This window comes from Pseudooceanicola lipolyticus, from assembly GCF_002786325.1.
GTDB classification, from domain to species: domain Bacteria; phylum Pseudomonadota; class Alphaproteobacteria; order Rhodobacterales; family Rhodobacteraceae; genus Pseudooceanicola_C; species Pseudooceanicola_C lipolyticus.
On record NZ_PGTB01000084.1, the window covers coordinates 1 to 16,836 of the forward strand.

The 16,836-nt window shown below is 64.9% G+C and carries 13 protein-coding genes and 1 pseudogene; 5 read left to right on the forward strand and 9 right to left on the reverse strand.

Annotated elements, in window-relative coordinates:
• The 3 genes and pseudogenes from CVM52_RS16505 to CVM52_RS26655 all read right to left on the reverse strand — a co-directional run.
• Nucleotides 1-756, reverse strand: a pseudogene (locus CVM52_RS16505) (hypothetical protein); the annotation flags it as partial.
• 11 nt (nucleotides 757-767) lie between these two features.
• Nucleotides 768-2,087 (reverse strand): serine/threonine protein kinase, encoded by a 1,320-nt coding sequence (locus tag CVM52_RS16510; RefSeq protein WP_133119871.1) that lies wholly within the window; start codon nucleotides 2,085-2,087, stop codon nucleotides 768-770.
• A gap of 184 nt (nucleotides 2,088-2,271) precedes the next feature.
• Nucleotides 2,272-2,868, reverse strand: a complete 597-nt coding sequence (locus tag CVM52_RS26655) for a hypothetical protein (RefSeq protein ID WP_172721018.1) — start codon at nucleotides 2,866-2,868, stop codon at nucleotides 2,272-2,274.
• Between CVM52_RS26655 and CVM52_RS16515 the strand changes: the two genes are divergently transcribed.
• From CVM52_RS16515 to CVM52_RS16525, 3 genes are all read left to right on the forward strand, one after another.
• Entirely contained in the window at nucleotides 2,845-3,888 is a 1,044-nt protein-coding gene (locus CVM52_RS16515) for a response regulator (RefSeq protein ID WP_172721019.1), read from the forward strand. The two genes, CVM52_RS26655 and CVM52_RS16515, sit on opposite strands and share 24 nt — an antisense overlap.
• A 243-nt stretch (nucleotides 3,889-4,131) precedes the next feature.
• Nucleotides 4,132-5,514 (forward strand): sensor histidine kinase, encoded by a 1,383-nt coding sequence (locus tag CVM52_RS16520; RefSeq protein ID WP_240620982.1) that lies wholly within the window; start codon nucleotides 4,132-4,134, stop codon nucleotides 5,512-5,514.
• A gap of 393 nt (nucleotides 5,515-5,907) precedes the next feature.
• Nucleotides 5,908-6,573, forward strand: a complete 666-nt coding sequence (locus CVM52_RS16525; RefSeq protein ID WP_240620983.1) for an acyl-homoserine-lactone synthase — start codon at nucleotides 5,908-5,910, stop codon at nucleotides 6,571-6,573.
• On the opposite strand, the gene CVM52_RS16530 is transcribed toward CVM52_RS16525, so the two are convergent.
• The 6 genes from CVM52_RS16530 to CVM52_RS16555 all read right to left on the reverse strand — a co-directional run bounded on the left by CVM52_RS16530 (nucleotide 6,570) and on the right by CVM52_RS16555 (nucleotide 12,920).
• A complete protein-coding gene (locus CVM52_RS16530; RefSeq protein ID WP_100163575.1) occupies nucleotides 6,570-7,265 on the reverse strand; it encodes an ABC transporter ATP-binding protein in 696 nt (231 codons plus the stop codon). The two genes, CVM52_RS16525 and CVM52_RS16530, sit on opposite strands and share 4 nt — an antisense overlap.
• A complete protein-coding gene (locus CVM52_RS16535; RefSeq protein WP_205964975.1) occupies nucleotides 7,265-7,975 on the reverse strand; it encodes an ABC transporter ATP-binding protein in 711 nt (236 codons plus the stop codon). Before CVM52_RS16535 ends, CVM52_RS16530 begins: the two co-directional genes overlap by 1 nt.
• Nucleotides 7,972-8,916 carry a branched-chain amino acid ABC transporter permease gene (locus CVM52_RS16540; protein ID WP_100163577.1) on the reverse strand — a complete coding sequence of 315 codons (945 nt, stop codon included), beginning with the start codon at nucleotides 8,914-8,916 and terminating at the stop codon, nucleotides 7,972-7,974. The genes CVM52_RS16535 and CVM52_RS16540 overlap by 4 nt, the downstream gene beginning before the upstream one ends.
• A complete protein-coding gene (locus tag CVM52_RS16545; protein WP_100163578.1) occupies nucleotides 8,913-9,842 on the reverse strand; it encodes a branched-chain amino acid ABC transporter permease in 930 nt (309 codons plus the stop codon). The genes CVM52_RS16540 and CVM52_RS16545 overlap by 4 nt, the downstream gene beginning before the upstream one ends.
• A gap of 290 nt (nucleotides 9,843-10,132) precedes the next feature.
• Nucleotides 10,133-11,425: an ABC transporter substrate-binding protein gene (locus CVM52_RS16550; protein WP_100163579.1), complete on the reverse strand. Its 1,293-nt coding sequence runs from the start codon at nucleotides 11,423-11,425 to the stop codon at nucleotides 10,133-10,135.
• Between the two features lie 103 nt (nucleotides 11,426-11,528).
• Nucleotides 11,529-12,920, reverse strand: coding sequence for a hypothetical protein (locus CVM52_RS16555; protein WP_240620984.1), 1,392 nt, complete (start codon nucleotides 12,918-12,920; stop codon nucleotides 11,529-11,531).
• Between the two features lie 158 nt (nucleotides 12,921-13,078).
• On the opposite strand from CVM52_RS16555, the gene CVM52_RS16560 reads away from it, so the two are divergent.
• Nucleotides 13,079-15,133 (forward strand): hydantoinase/oxoprolinase family protein, encoded by a 2,055-nt coding sequence (locus CVM52_RS16560; RefSeq protein ID WP_100163580.1) that lies wholly within the window; start codon nucleotides 13,079-13,081, stop codon nucleotides 15,131-15,133.
• Nucleotides 15,130-16,836 (forward strand): hydantoinase B/oxoprolinase family protein (locus CVM52_RS16565; RefSeq protein WP_100163581.1); only part of this gene is annotated, 1,707 nt, incomplete at its 3' end. The genes CVM52_RS16560 and CVM52_RS16565, both read left to right, overlap by 4 nt.

The following is a 16,836-nucleotide window of genomic DNA, read 5'->3' on the forward strand; positions in this document are numbered from 1 at the left end:
CGGCTTCGACACCTCCCGCTCGGCAGAGGGGCGTGGCATCGTCCCGGCCCAGCCCGCCGCCGTCACCGCCGCAGGGGCTGCGGTGGCGGGCTCGGCCGGTGCCGCGACCTTGGCCATCGGTGCCGGCTGGGGCATGTCCTCATCCAGCAGCGGATACTCTGCCTTGGCGGATGCAAAACCGGTATCGGCAAACGGATCGATGGGTTGCCGATCCTCGACTGGCCCCGTGTCTTCACCGGCGGCGTCACATTCCGCGTCCAGATCAGCCTCTGGGGCTTGCGAAGGTACCGGCGCGGCGGCCACATCTTCGGCGGCAAGCAGGTCGCGTATGTCCGCTTCTGCCGACCCGAACGCCTCGCCCGCGTCCGGGTCCTCCGCGTCAGACGCGGCGGCCTCGGCCAGCAGGTCGTCCTCTTCGTCCAGGCCGTCGTCGAAATCATCATCCAGATCGGTGTCATCATCCACCGCGTCCTCGCTGGCCAGCGACGGGTTCAGGATTTCCCGGATATAGGGATCATCCTCGGTCAGCGGTTCGAAATCCTCCGGCTCCTCCTCGGCGAACAGGCTGCGCGGCAGGGGCGGACGCGACGGTGCCGCAGGTTCGGGCGCGGCCGCCCGCGGCTCGGTCTTGACGTCAAACGAGGCGTCCAACCGCCGGTTGATCAGGTCGGACAGTTCGCGGCTGTCCTGCGATACCGCCGCGCCGGCCTCGGCCTGGGCCCGCTTTTCCGAGATGATGTCGCGAATAAATTTCATGGTCCTATCCCTCAATTCTGAAGCGGCGGCACGATCTGTTCTTTCCGGGCAGGCAGGCAGGCCGAGAAGAAGCGGCCAATGCTCGACCGGCTGACCCGGCGCTCTTCGGTGCCGTCAGCCTTGCGCGAGACCCGCCGTTGCGGCGGCGTTTTTGGGTTGCCCCGAACTCTCTTGGGCTGCGTGGGCGCGCCGCCATCTTGTTCGCGCAGCCAGGCATCCACGTTTTTCACCGGGTTACCGAAGATATCGACCAACTGCTTGACCTCGGGCTCCTCCGGCTCGGCCTTGGGCTTGCGACGGCGCGGCCCGCCATATCGGTCCGCCTGCCCCGGCAGCCCCTGGGTGACATCCTTGTTGGTGTCCTCGACCAGCCGCGAGATGGTGGATTGCAACCCGGCTTCGACCTGCGGCGGCGCTTCGGCCGCCGCCGCGCCGCGATGTCCGCCGCGCAGCCGCGCATCCAGTTGCCGGCTCCACGCCTCGGCCGATTCGAACCGGTCCTGCGGCCGCACCGCCAGCGCCCGGTCGATCGAGGCCAGGAAATCCTTGTCGAAATCCCAGTTTCCACCGCTCAGCGGCACAAAGGGATCCTCGCCCTCCGAAGCCAGCCGGGCCACCCGTTCCTGGCTGTCCGGGGGCGCCTCGCCGGTGATCAGGTGATAGAATGTCGCCCCCAGCGAATAGAGATCGCTGGCCGGGGTTTGCGGGCTGTCGGTCAGGTAGAATTCATGCGGCGAATAGCCGTCCTTCACCGATAACAGCGCTGAAATCGCCCGATTGTCCCGGCTGACTTGTTCCCGCGCCGCGCCGAAATCGATAAGCGTCAGGTGGTTGCGCGCATCCAGCAGCAGGTTGTCCGGGGAAATATCCCGATGCAGGATGTTCAGCCCGTGAATATAGGAAATCGCCGCCAGTGCGTCTTTCAGCAGCTTGTGCAATAGCGCCCGACTCAGCCGTTCGGGGTCATCCTGCACGATGGTCAGCAGGTCGTCGCCATGCACCACCTCCATCACCATATAGGCGGTGTCGTTTTCCTCGAAGACCTGGTGCACCCGGACGATATTGCGGTGATCCAGCTGCGCGACGCGGCGCGCTTCTTTTAGGAAATGCCGCAGCACGCCGTTGAACTGGGGGGCCACGTCGGGCGACAGCGGCTGAACGCTGCGCCCCGACCGGCGGCACAGCGCGCCGGGGAAACATTCCTTGATGACAAATTCGCGGTCGAGGGAATCAACGGCCTTATAGGTGATGCCGAACCCGCCCCGCACCATATAGTCCTTGATGCGATACTGGCCGCGCAGCAGGCTGACGCCCGCTTCAAGCTCATCCATCTGATTTTCGTCGTTGCGCGCCGTGCTGTCCAACACCGTAAAACCGCTTTCCTACCCTAAACCTTCAAACTGGTACCCGACGGGCGATCCCGTGCCGGGTTCCAACGTCCAAGGCAGGGTGCTGGTTAATTATGTCCAGAACGTGGTCGAAAGCCGCCATTGGGATGGCTCCGCACGGGAGGCGTTAACCATGGGCAGAAATTTGCCGAACGCGTGGCAGCGCCGTCACATTTCCCCCAACCCGGCGGATTCCAGCCCAGTGGCCCCGGTTGGCCAGCACGGGCGCCCGGGCGCCCGCACCCGCAGCGATCCGGCCGGTTGTCGCGCCGCGGGCAACAATCCCCCGGCTGGCGCCCGGAAAAACCAGCAGGTGCAAGAGGATCGGCGCGGGTACTTTACTCCTTTTGGATGAAGACCGGATTACAAACTCTTCCCAAAGTGATGACTCCGAGGCATAGTGACGGCAGGCGAAAAACCGCCGACCCGTTTTAGAATCAACAACTGGAACCGGATTGAAAGGCAGCAAGGTGGCGTCAGGAGCCCGCGACAATTCACCAATATCTTCGAAAATTCGGCCTAAATCGCCACAAATCGCAGCTTGAACAAATTCGCGCCACTTTTTCGGCAACTTCTCGCAATAGCCCAATAATGCAACTGCCCCGACGACGGAGAATGCAAGGTGAACGCAGAGAACAAAGTTGACGCCTCCTTCCAGGAGAAGCTGTCGCGCCGCGCCCGCGTTCAGGAAGATCTCAGAGTGCTGGCGGTCGATGACGACCACAGCATTCTACAGCTTTTAAAAACCGCGCTTTCAGCGTTTCATTTCGATATTTCAATCTCCGATTCAGGCGCCAATGCCCTCAAGCAGATCGCGCGCCAAGACAAGCCTTTTGACTGCTTCCTGATCGACATCCAGATGCCCAGCATGAACGGAATCATGCTGTGCAAGGAAATCCGGAAGCTGCCGGAATATAAGAACGCGCCAATCCTGATGCTGACGGCGATGTCGGATCGCGAATATGTCGATCTGGCCTTCGTTGCCGGCGCGACCGACTATGTGACCAAGCCGTTCGACTTCCTCGAACTGCGCAGCCGCATGTCGGCGGCACAGCGGCTGGTCCAGGAACGCCGGATCGCCCAGAACAACAGCGAACGCGATGCCGAGACCGGAGAACGCCAGAAATTCGCACTGGATGAACCGATCGCGATCGAAGGCATCGAACGGGTGCTGCAATATACGGAATTCGACAACTATATCATGCAGTTGTCGCAAGGCCGCATGTTCAACACCCATGCCGTCGCGGTCAAGCTGCTGGGCACCGAACGCCTGCACAGCGCGCTGTCGGCCAATGCCTTTGAAGAGGTGCTGCGCGACGTGGCGCTGAGCCTGGGCAACGTGACCAAGAAAACCCGCGACGTCATCTCGTATCGGGGCGGCGGCGTGTTCCTCGTGGTGCGCCACGGCCGGTTTACCGGCAGCGAGGCGCAATTCGAAAACGCCGTCAACCAAATGCTGCTGACCCGCCAGTCACAGCGCCAGTCCGAGGTCGAGGCGCAGGTGATCATCGGCGAAAGCGTATCGCTGCGCTCGCTGTCCAAATCCGGGTCCCTGCTCTCGATCAGCCGTTCGATCGAGAATGTGGAACTGCGCGACCAGAACATTCGCGACCAGCAAAGCCGGCCGCGCCGGATGAGCGCCGGATCCACCATGACGGCCGAGCAAGAGCATGTCCGCAAACGCGCCTATCAAAGCGTGCTGCGCGATCTGTTCCGCGAAGAACCGTCACTGCGCAGCGACTGACAGCGCCTTCAAACATGAATAATTGCAGCCCCGGGATACCGGGGTTGCCCAGCTGCGATGTATTGACTAGCACCTTGCACCAGCCCGCTTGCAAAGGTGTATGACCGGCTTCGGGTCCCGCAGAAAGCGGATAGCGATTGTTTCGGTGCCGGCAAAGATCCGGTCTACCAAAAGTCACTATTTCCGCCCAGTATCGACAAAATGACTCTTTAGTTGATGTTGGACGGAAGTGTGGGAACCAGAATGGCCTTCGTCGAACAGACCGATTTACCAGAGGAATCCGGATATCCTCCGCCCTCGCGGATGGAGCGCCAGATCCGGGATTATATCGGCGTTACCGTTGCCCTGATCTGGCAGCGGCAGGCGATTTTCCTGGCCGCGACCATCCTGACCCTGTTCTATTTCGAGCCGGCGAAATCGCTGGCCTGCTATGCCGCCGTCCTGTTCACCGAACTGAACGACCTGGTGCTGGCCCGCCGGGTGAACAACACCCCGCATATCAGCGCCCGCGCCGCTCGGTTCCTGCTGAACTGGATCGTCGCCAACACCATTCTCAGCGCCGGTGCGATCTGCATCTTCGTGTTCATGATCGCCCAGCAACAAGGAGCGGGCGGCCATTTTACCCCGCTGTTCTTCCTGTTCGCGGCCGCGCTGTTCGCGGCGATGAACAACCACCAGATCTTCGTCGTGCTGCTGATTCGCCTGGCGATTTACGGGGTTACCTTCTTCGCCATCGTCCTGATGGACATCATCCAGGTGGCGCCGCCGCTCAGCTCGGAACTCTGGCTGCATTTCTTCACCGTCGTTTTCGTCCTCTACTTCATCATCGACGTCTCCTTCGTGTTCCTCCGCCTCTACCGGCGGCTGGTGAACCAGCTGGAGGAACTGCAGGACGAACACGAGCGCACCAAGATCGCCTATCGCGCCAAGTCCCAATTCGTGGCGGTGGTCAGCCACGAATTGCGCACGCCGTTGACCTCGATCAAAGGCTCGCTTGACCTGGTGAATTCCGGAATGCTGGGCCCGATGCCGGAAAAGGCGCAGTCCATTCTGAAAATCGCGGGCAAGAACAGCGAACGCCTGGCGGCGCTGATCAACGATATTCTCGACCTGCAAAAGATCGAAGCCGGCGAAGTCGATTACCGGTTTGCCCCGGTCGATGTGCGCGATCTGGTGCTGGATGCGGTAGATTCAAACCGCGGCTATGCCAATACGCTGAAACGCAAGATCCATGCGGATGTCGACGAGCGCGAACCATTGCTGATCCGCGCCGATGAAAAACGGCTGATGCAGGTGATGGCAAACGTGATCTCCAACGCTTTGAAATTCTCGCATGAAGGCGGGCTGGTGACGGTCGCCTTCAGCCGAATCGGCAGCAAGGTCCGCATCACCGTCGAAGATTCCGGCGTCGGCATCCCGGAAAATTCCAAGGACAAGGTGTTCGGAAAGTTCACCCAGGTGGATTCCACCGATGTGCGCGAGGTTGGCGGCACCGGGCTGGGGATGAACATTTCGAAGAAAATCGTCGAAGATCACGGCGGCGTCATCGACTACACCAGCACCCCTGGCGAAGGCACCACCTTCTTTATCGATCTCGATATCTTGGTTCAGGAAGACGCCGCCTAAACGCGCAGAGCGTGCGCAACCGCGCATTTTTGCAACACACCCCCATCCCGAAGGCGAATAATTTTCGCCTTACCGATGGTCTTGTGGGAAAATTTGCCTAAATCTTGCCACATTCCTCACCCGCTTGACGCTGGGGAACCGCGCTTTTGACGCGACGGAAGGTGTGATCGTTCCGCATCGCCGTCGAATTATGGCGAAAATATGTGGACGCATGCGACGTGAAATCTGTAATTAAAAGAAAAAAGGTCTGAGGCAGAAATGAAGCATACCCGGGACACCATACCGGCTAAACCTGCGTGGGCGGTCCTTCCCGAATTGGCCCCGGACGCGGCATATGCCGAACACCGCGCTGCCCGGCCCGCCGCGGCATTGGTCAACAGCGCAACCGCAACATTGGCAAAGCCAACGGCAAAGGAAATCGGCAGCGCCCGCGCCGTGACCCTGTCTTTCACCAATATGCACGAATACGGAGATCTTCTGGTCAAGTATCTCCGCGCGCGCAAAGTGGTGTTTATCGATCGCCTCAACTGGCATCTGCCGCACATCGACGGCATGGAATTCGATCAATACGACACGCCGCAATGCCGCTGGATCATCATTCACGAATTCGGCGAAGTGCTGGGCGGCATTCGCTTGCTGCCGACCACCGCGCAATGCGGCACCTATACCTATATGCTGCGCGACGGCCAGCGCGGCCTGCTGGCCGATTTCCCCACCGACGTGATGTTTTTCGAGGCGCCGCTGTCTGACACCATGTGGGAAGCCTCGCGGCTGTTCATCACCGAAGACGTCGCTGCGCATCGCCGCATCCCGATCCAGCAGTTGCTGATGCAGCAGATGATCATCGCCTCGGCGCAGCTGGGCGCGCGCCATGTCATCGGCATCGTCCCGGCGGTCTGGTCGCGCTGGCTGCGCCGGCTGGGCCTCTATGCCGTGCCGGTCGGCCCGCGGTTCGAGATCGGCAACATCTCCAGCCAGGCGGCGCTGTTCAGCATCGCCGATCAGCTGCAATGGGCCCTGGGCGAAACCGGCACACCGCAGATCCCGACCGGGACCTAAACGCCGAGATACCGCGCGACGATGGCCGGGTCCTGCCGCAGCGCCCCGGCCTCCAGCGTTTCCAGGTTGCGACCGTTCTCGATAAAACACACCCGGTCCGCCACCGACAGCACCGCCTCGACCCGCTGTTCCACCAGCAGGATACCGACGCCGCGGTCGCGCATCACCAGAACCACCTCGCGGATCGCCTCGATCATCGAGGGCTGCAGGCCCTCGGTCGGCTCGTCCAGCAGCAGAAAGCGCGGCTCGATGCACAGCGCGCGCGCGGTGGCCAGCATCTGCTGCTCGCCCCCCGACAGGGTCTGCGCCCGCTGATCCAGCCGCTCGCGCAGGCGCGGAAACAGCTCCAGCACCCCGTCGCGCACCCGCCGGTCGGTGCCGCGCGCCATCAACCCGATTTCCAGGTTCTGCGCCACCGTCAGCTCGGTGAACAGGCGCCGCCCCTGCGGGATGTAGCCGATGCCGCACTCCGCCACCCGATGCGCCGGCAGCGTGCTGATCACCTGCCCGTCGACCCGGACCGCGCCCGCCATCAGCGGCAGCAGCCCCATCACCGCCTTCATCGTCGTGGTCTTGCCGGCGCCGTTGCGGCCCAACAGGCACAGGATCTCGCCCGGTGCGACTTGCAACGACAGGTCATGCAGGATCCGGGCGCGGCCATATCCGGCACTGATGGCGTCCAGTTCCAGCATCACCCGGTCCCCAGATAGGCGGCCTGCACCGCCGCATCGGCACGGATCTGATCGGGCGTTCCCTCGGCCAGAATCTCGCCGAAATTCAGCACCGTCACCTGGTCGGCCACCTCCATCACCACGCTCATGTTATGTTCGATCAGCAAAATGGTAGTGGTGGCCGACAGATCGCGCACCAGCGCCTTGAAGGCGTCGATCTCACCATCGGTCAGCCCCTGGGTCGGCTCATCCAGGATCAGCAGCCGCGGCGCCTGCGCCAGGCCCATGGCGATTTCCAGCAGCCGCTGATGCCCATAGCTCAGATCGCCGGCATTCTGCTCCGGCGGCTCGTGCAGCCCGACCCGCTGCAGGGCCGCCTGCACCGCCTCGGCCACCGCCGCCGCCCCGCGCAGCCGACGCCGCGCCGCCAGCGCCACGTTCTCGGCCACCGGCAGATCGGCAAAGACCGAGGTGATCTGGAAGGTATAGGCGATGCCCAGGTTGATCCGCCGATGCGCCGGCAGGTCCGAAATGTCCCGCCCGTCGAATCGCACCCGGCCGGCACTGGGCGCGATCCGCCCGCACAGCAGGCTGACCAGCGTGGTCTTGCCCGCGCCATTGGGCCCGATCAGCGCCCGCACCTGCCCTTCGGGCAGCTCGAAATCCACCTCGTGAACGGCGCGCAACCCGTCGAAATTCTTGCACAATCCGGTGGTCGACAGCAGCGTCACGGCAGCCACCTCCAGACCCGCGCCCGGATTTCCCCGGCAAGCCCCTGCGGCGCGAACAATGTCAGCAGCACCAGCGCCACGCCGGCAATCAGCATATAGGCCGAGGTCACGCCGCTGGAGAGGTCGATCAGGTAGAACATGAACAGCGTGCCGATAAACGGCCCCAGCACCGTGCCGGCCCCACCCAGCAGCACCCAGAGCAGCGGAAAGATCGAGTATTGCACCGCGGCAAAGCTGGCCCCGACATAGCCAAACAACAGCCCATAAACCGCCCCCGCCGCCGCCGACAGCGTGCCCGACAGCACCACCGCCGCCAGCTTGTGCCGGAACACGTCATAGCCCAGCATCCGCGCCCGTTCTTCATTCTCGCGGATCGCCACCAGCACCCGGCCAAAGGGTGACTGCACCAGCCACAGGATCAGCACCGTGGTCACCGCAAACAGCGCGAAGGCCGCGAAATAGCGGATATCCGGCGCGCTCAGATCCAGCCCCGCCAGCACCCGCTGCGCCTGCTGGATGACAAAGCCGTCATCGCCGTGGGTGTAATCGGCGAAATAAAGGATGGTCAGATATCCCGCCTGGGCAAACATCAGCGTGACGATCATGAAGGCCACCCCGGCGGTGCGCAGCGCCAGATAACCCAGCCCGGCGGAGACCGCCGCCCCGGCCACCAGCCCGGCCAGCAGCGCCGGCACCGGCGTGGCGCCGCCCAGGCTGACCGCCAGCCCCATGCCATACATCCCCGCCGCGAAGAACAGCGCATGGCCCAGGCTCAGCAAGCCGGTATAGCCGAACAGGATGTTATACCCCGCCGCATAGGTGGCCAGCACCATCACCCGCGCCAGATTGCCGTGGTGATAGGCCGGCAGCAGGAACTGCAACAGAAAAAGCACCGCCAGAACAACACCGTGCAACAGCAAGCTCTTGTGAATTCCGCTCATGCCTGGCGCACGCCGAACAGGCCCTGAGGGCGGAACACCAGCACCAGCGCCACCAGCAATGTCGCCAGGATCTTGGCCAGGGTCGGCGAGAAAAAGACCGAGATGATACCGTCGCTCAGCCCGATCAGCACCGCCGCCAGCACCGTGCCCGGCAGGCTGCCCAGCCCGCCGATGATCACCACGATAAAGGACAGCAACAGCGGGTCGCCCCCCATCAGGTAATGCGCCTGCTGGATCGGCACCACCAGCACCGCCGCCAGCGCCGCCAGCCCGGCACCGATGCCAAAGACCATGGCATAGACCCGCTCGACCGGAATTCCGAAGGCCAGCGCCATCTCGCGGTCCAACTGGGTGGCGCGCATCACCAGCCCCAGCCGGCTGCGCGCCATCAACAGCCAGACCCCGGCCAGCACCAGCGCCGCGGCGCCAATCACCGCCAGCTTGTAGGTGGTGGTGCCCAGCCCCCAGGGCCAGTACAGCTGCAGCCCGTTTTCACCGGACTCGACCCAGGGAAGCGCCAGCCGCGTGTTGAAGGGCGGCACCACCGGTCGCGCCTCGGGGCCGTAGGTCATCAGTGTAACCTGCTGGATAATATAAAGAATACCGATGGTCGCCACGATGGTTCGCTCGGGGTCATAATTGACCCGCTTCAGCACGGTGATATCGGTCACGACCGCGATCAGCCCCACCAGCACCGGCGCCACCACCAGCGCCGCGACAAAGCCCACCGCCGGATGGACCGCGCCCAGCAGATGCGCCACCCACCAGGCCAGCACCGCGCCCAGCATGAAGAATTCGCCATGGGCGACATTCACCACCCGCATCACGCCGAACACCAGCGACAGGCCAACCGCCGTCAGCGCCAGCACCGCCGCGGTGATCGAGCCTTCCAGAATGGCGAGGATCAGGTTCGGTCCGAATTCCATTGCCCGCGCAGGATTGACCCGAAGCCCCTGCCAGCGCAAGGAAATTTCACCGTGCCGGGCGACATTGGCAGCAGGTTGCGCGCCGCGTGGGCGCCGGACCGGACGCAGGTGCAGCAACGGCTGAACGCTGTGCCTCACGCCTGCCAGAACCCGCCGCGACGGCAGCAATACGCGCGGCACGCCACACGCCATTCCGCGCGCCGCCGGCTCTGCAAAAATGTCTAAAAATCAGAACACTAACGCGACGCCCCGGTCGGGACACCCCGGCCCAGAAGGCCGGGGCGCAGCCCTCAGAACGCCTGGGTCGTGTAATCCACTTCGTCGGGATAAAACGTGTCCTCGATCGAGGTGGTGTGCACCTTCACCAGCTTCCCCTCTCGCCCCTGCGAGATATACTGGTGGCCGAAGACCTGGTGGGTCTTGCCGTTGAAGATCTTGGCGCCCTGCGGATGCTCGGCCGAGGCCGGCAACTCGGTCATCGCCTCCACCGCCTCGATCAGCTTGGCACGGTCCTCCGGACCGGCATAGCCCGCGGCCTCCATACCCGCCTTGACCACATAAAGCGTCTCCCAGCAGCCGAACATATGGGCATAGGTCGACACGTCCTTTGGGTCGCTGACCGAGGCGCCGTTTTCGTCCACGCCCACCGCCTCGCGATACAGCTTGTCGAACTCGCTCTGATCCTCCTGGGCATAGCGCGGGTGGCCCTCCCAGAAATAGGTGCCCTCCAGGAATTCCAGCCCCGGGCTGGCCAGGTCCACCGCCTCCAGGCTGTCGATAAAGCCGAAGATCTCGGGCCGCGACGGGCCAAAGAATTCGCCCATTTCCTTGACGAAGGTCAGCACCGCGGGCCCGACCATCACATGATAGATCACTTCCGTTTCGCGCGGTATCTTGGCGAAATGCTTGGTAAAAGAGGTCTCGGTCGGCGGGATCGCGATCAGTTCCAGCACCTCGCCGCCGGCTGCTTCGATCGCCGGTTTCAAGTTGTCGCGGTGATCATAGCCAAAGCCGTAATCGGGGTAGATCATGGTGACCTTCTTGCCCAGCGTCTCGGTGATGAACGGCGCCATGGCGCTGACCTGGCTTTTCACATCGGTGATGCCGGGCTGCAGGGTATAGCGGTTCAGCATCCCCGAGGCGACGTGATGCCCTTCCGACACCACGAAATAGGGCAGCTTCAACTCGCCGGCGCGCGGTGCCGAGCCGATCACCACATGGGAAAACAGCGTTCCGAAGCCGATGTCGCAGCCATGCTGGGTGGCGAATTTCTCGATCACCTCGGCGCCGCGCTTGGGGTCGGTGCCGTCATCCTCGGCGATGATCTCGACGGGGCGGCCATTGATGCCGCCGGCCTCGTTGATCAGCTTTGCCGCCGCCATGGTGGTGCGGTCGTACCAGCGGCCATAGGCGGCGCCGATACCGGTGCGATGCACCTGGAAGCCAACCTTGATCGGCTCCGAGGTCTGTGCCTGGGCATAGCGCGCCCACAGCGGCAGCGTCGCCGCCCCGGCGGCGCCCGCCACGGTTTTCAATGCGCCACGGCGCGTAAGTCCTGTTTCCGGCTTGAAAAGCTTGGTCATGACACTCCCCTGTTTTTTCCAGCGTGAACCGCCTGAGGCGGATGGTGTTTTGCCGCCAGCATAAAACTAAACTTTTGATCTGCCTAGCGAACTTGCACTTCCGTCAGGCCCCGCGCGGGGCAGCCAGCAGCCAGAGCCCAAAAAATGTATAAAGCACCATGAAAACCGCCAGCGGCGCCTGGCTGATCAGCGCGCGGCGGCTGCTGCCAAAGGCGCGCACGGCAAGCGCATGGGCCAGGATGATCGCCAGCACATGCCCGATCACCACCGCACCGGCCTGGGTCAGAAAGATCGCGCGCACGCTGTCGCGGGTGTTGAAAAACCCGGTGGTGACATAGACCTGCCCCAGCCCCAACAGGTCAGCCCCGGTTGCATACGGATCGTTCAGCGCGTTCAGCGCATATTGCCCGTCGACCAGGAAGCTGGTGAAGTAATGTGCCAGGTGATAGCCCAGCGCGATCGGCAGGATCGACGGGGCGAAGACCCGGAACGCCCGGTGCAACGTCATCCCGGCCCGGCTGATCGCCAGCCCCAACCAGATTGCCAGCGCATAGACCGCCACCAGCGCCGCATTGGCGGCCAGCAGCCCCGCCAGGTTTTGCCAGATCACCGCCGAGCGGCCGGGAAATTCCAGCGGGTTGATCCCCAGCAGCGCCAGCCACCAGAAGGTTTCGTTCAGCCCGTCGAAACTGCCGCAGCCCAGCAGCACCAGCATGAACACCGCCAGCCCCAGCGACGGCACCGGCATCGCGAACAGGCCCCAGCCCGGCAGCCCAGCGGCCAGCCCGCGCTTCAGCCGTCCGAACAGGCCAACCCGCGCATAGCAGCGCATGAACAGGCTGACCGCCTCGGCCCGCAACAGCCAGCGCGGCCCGAAGATCAACACCGCCGCGAACATCGCCAGCCAATACAGCCCGACAACCCGCGCCAGCCGCGCCGGATCGGCGGGGGCAATATCGGCGATCAGGAAGCCGGCAAAGGCCAGGAACCCTGCCACCGCCAGCCACGGCGCCAACCGGTGCGGTAGCGGCAACAGCGGCCTGACCCCCAGCAGCGCGCGGATCAGCGCCGCCGGCCCCACCCAGGGATTCACCCAGTGCCACAGATTGCCCAACAGCCCCTGCAACACCGCAAAGCCGACCCACCAGACCGTCCAGATGAACAGCGTCATCGGGTTGGCCAGCGGATCGCGCGGCCCGGTCAGCCCGATATGGATCAGCCAGACCAGCAGCAGGAAGGACAGGCAGCTGGTGAGCACCCGCAGACCGCCGCGCCGCAGCCGGACCAGCCGCAGCGCCCCGAACAGGCCCAGCGACAGCCGGTCGGGCAGAAAGATCAGCAGGAACACCGTCAGCGCCACGCTTGCCGCGCCGGCGGCGGTATAGATCTCGGTCGGCAGCAGCAGGACGAATCCCTGCTCCGAGGCATGGGCCAGGCCCCGGCCCGGCAGCAGCGCCACCGCCAGCACGGCCGCCAACCGCCTGAACGCCATCATGTTTCGCTCGCTGCCCATGAGGCGACCATATCCGCCGCCGCGCCCGGTGAAAGGGCAAAAGAAACCCTTGCCGTCGCCCCGTGCCGCGGTGCCAGATTCATTGACAGGGATTCGGACCTCCGAATACCATTTGTGCACCAACAGGTTTCGGAGCAGCCATGGCGGATATATCCCCCGGTCAGGTCGTCGGAGTCGATGTCGGCGGCACCTTTACCGACCTGGTAGAACTGGATCCCGCCAGCGGGCGGGTGCGGCTGGCCAAGGTGCCCAGCACGCTGGACAACCAGGCCTTCGGCGTGCTGAACGCGCTGACCGCGGCGGGCTGCGACCTGGCCGCGCTGGACCTGATCGTGCATGGCACCACCACCACCACCAACGCGGTGCTGGAACGCAAGCTCAGCCGCACCGGGCTGATCACCACCGCCGGGTTTCGGGACGTGCTGGAACTGGGCCGCCGCACCCGGCCGCAGCCCTATGGCATGACCGGCGAGTTCCGCCCGCTGATCCCGCGCGACCTGCGGCTGGAACTGCCCGAACGCATGGACGCCACCGGCGCGGTGGTGACGCCGCTGGACGAGGCCGCCGTATTGGCGGCGGGGAAACAGCTGATCGAGGCCGGCTGCGAGTCGGTGGTGGTGCATTTTCTGCACGCCTATGCCAACCCGGCGCACGAGCTGCGCGCCGCCGAATTGCTGCGCAGCATCTGGCCCAACGATCACATCACCCTGGGCCATGCCCTGCTGTCGGAAAGCCGCGAATTCGAACGCGGCGTGACGGCGGCGGCCAATGCCGCGGTGCAGCCGCTGCTGGCGCGCTATATCCGGCGGCTAACCGAACAGCTGACGGCGGGCGGCTATCACGGCGACGTGCTGGTGATGAACGGCAATGGCGGCATGGTCAGCGCCGCCCGCGTGGCGCAGGAGGCGGCCAAGACGGTGATGTCCGGCCCCGCCTCGGGGGTGATGGCCGCCGCCTATACCGGGCGCAAGGCCGGGCAGCCGAACCTGATCACCTATGACATGGGCGGCACCTCGACCGACGTGGCGCTGATCCGCAATGCCGAACCGGCGGTGTCGAACGAGATCGAGATCGAATATGCCATGCCGATCCACGTGCCGATGGTCGATGTGCGCACCGTCGGCGCCGGCGGCGGCTCGATCGCGCGGGTGAACCCCGCCGGGCTGCTGGAAGTCGGCCCCGAAAGCGCCGGCGCCAGCCCCGGCCCGATCTGCTATGGCCGGGGCGGCACGCAGCCGACGATCTCGGATGCCAACCTGCTGCTGGGGCGGCTGGACCCGTCGAAATTCGCCGGCGGCGAAGGTGTCTCCCTCGACGACGTGCGCGCCATCTTCGACACCGAACTGGGCGCACCGCTGGGCCTCGATGCGACCCAGGCCGCCGCCGCGGTGATCCGCATCGCCAATACCCGCATGGCCGGGGCGATCCGCATGGTCTCGGTCTCGCTGGGGGCCGATCCGCGCGACTTCGCGCTGTTCGCCTTCGGTGGCGCCGGGCCGCTGCATGCCTGCGCGCTGGCGCGCGAACTGGGCATTCCCCGCGTCATGGTGCCACCGCGCCCCGGCATCACCAATGCCATCGGCTGCGTGGTCGCCGACCTGCGGCACGATTTTGTCCGCACCCTCAACACCCCGCTCGACACGCTGGAGCCGGCCGCGCTGCACGCAGTCTTCGCCGAACAACGCGCCGAGGGGGACCGCCTGATCGCGGCCGAACGCATCGGCATCCGCGAGGTCCGGCATGTGTACAGCGTCGACATGCAGTTCATCGGCCAGACCCACCTGCTGCGCGTCCCGCTCGAGCGTCCGGATGTCGACCGCGAGACGCTGCAACAGCTGTTCGAGGCCGCCTATTTCCGCCGCTTCCGGGTGCAGCTGGACAATATCCGCGCCAACCTGGTGAACGCCAATACCTCGGTCATCGGCACGCGGGCCGAACTGGACCTCTCCACCCTGATCGACCCCGCCGGCCGCAGGGCAACCCTGGCCGAGGCCGAAACCGACCGCCGCCCGGTGTTCTTCGACGACTGGACCGATACGCCGGTTTATTGGCGCGACCACCTGCCGGCGGCCTTCACCCTGGACGGCCCGGCGGTGATCCAGCAGATGGACACCACCATCCTGATCGAACCCGGCAACCGGGCGCAGGGCGACGCCGATGGCAATATCCTGATCGAGATCGGAGCGGCGCCATGACCCTCGACCCCATCACCCTGTCGGTCATCCAGGCCGGGCTGCAGCAGGTCTGCGACGAGATGGACTTGAGCTTTTCCCGCGCCGCCTTTTCCCCGGTGATCGCCGAGGCGAATGACCGCTCGGACGGCATCTACGCCGCCGAGGACGGCGCGCTGATCGCCCAGGGCGCGGGGGGATTGCCCGTCTTTGTCGGCACCATGCAATATTCCACCGCCACGCTGATCCGCATGATTGCCGAGGGCAAGGCGGCCGAACCGCAGCCCGACGACATCTATATCGTCAACGATCCCTACCTGGGCGGCACCCACCTGATGGATGTGCGCTTTGCCCGGCCGTTCTATCGCCAGGGCAAACTGTTCTGCTGGCTGTCCAATACCGGCCACTGGCCCGATACCGGCGGCGCGGTGCCCGGCGGCTTTTCCGCCTCGGCCACCGCGGTCGAACAGGAGGGGCTGCGCCTGCCGCCGGTGCGCCTGTTCAAGCGGGGCCAGCTGGATCCCGAGATCTACGCCATCATTACCTCGAATATCCGCGTCGCCGACCAGCGCATCGGCGATGTCAAGGCGCAGGCCGCCGCGCTGCTGGTGGGCGAAGAACGGCTGAACGCGCTGATGGACCGCTATGGCGACGCCACCGTGGCCGCGGCAATTGCCGAGCTGCGCCAGCGTGCCGCGGTGCAGATGCGCGCCTTTGTCGACGATATCCCCGACGGCAGCTATACCTCCACCGCCTGGATCGACAGCGACGGGGTGGTGGACGAGCCGCTGGCGATCCGCCTCACCGTGACCCGGGCCGACGATGGCCTGACCTTCGATTTCACCGGCTCCAGCGCGCCCTGCGCCGGGCCGATGAACTCGGTCAGGGCCACCACGCTCAGCTCGGTCTACCTTGCCATGCGGCATATCTTCCCCGAGGTGCCGATGAATGCCGGCGCGTTCGAGCCGCTCACGGTCACCGGGATCGAAGGCACCTTCCTGGACGCGCAATATCCCCGCCCGGTTTCGGGCTGCGCGGCCGAAGTGTCGCAGCGCATCGCCGAGGCGGTGTTCGCCGCGCTGGTCACCGCCCTGCCCGACCGCGTCACCGCCGCACCGGCCGGCACCAGCGGCAACTTTGCCCTGGGCGGGCATGACCCGGCGCGCGGGCGCGACTTTGTCATGTACCAGCTGTCCGGCGGCGGCTATGGCGGCAATGCCCATCACGACGGCCTGGCCAATGGCTGTTCGACCATCGGCATCTCCAAGGCACCGCCGGTCGAGATCATGGAACAGGCCTTCCCGGTGCTTTACCGCCGCTATGCCTTGCGCGAGGGCTCGGGCGGAGCGGGCATGCATCGCGGCGGCTTCGGCCTCGATTACGAGGTCGAACTGCGCCGCGGCAGCGCCCGCGCCAGTTTCGTGATGGATCACGGCCGCTTTGGCCCGCAGGGCGTGCTGGGCGGCCAGGACGGTGCGCCGAACCAGGTGACGGTCTGGCGCGACGGTGCGGCCTATACGCCGCTGCACCTGTCCAAGGAACAGGACATTCCGCTGAGCCCGGGCGACCGCGTGCATGTGCGCACCCCCGGCGGCGGCGGCTATGGCAACCCGTTCGCGCGGCCGCCGGCCCTGGTGCTGGAGGATGTGCGGCTGGGTCGTTATTCGGCCGAAGAGGCGCGCCGCCTGTTCGGCGTTGCCGTCACCGGAACGCCGCCGCAGGTCGAC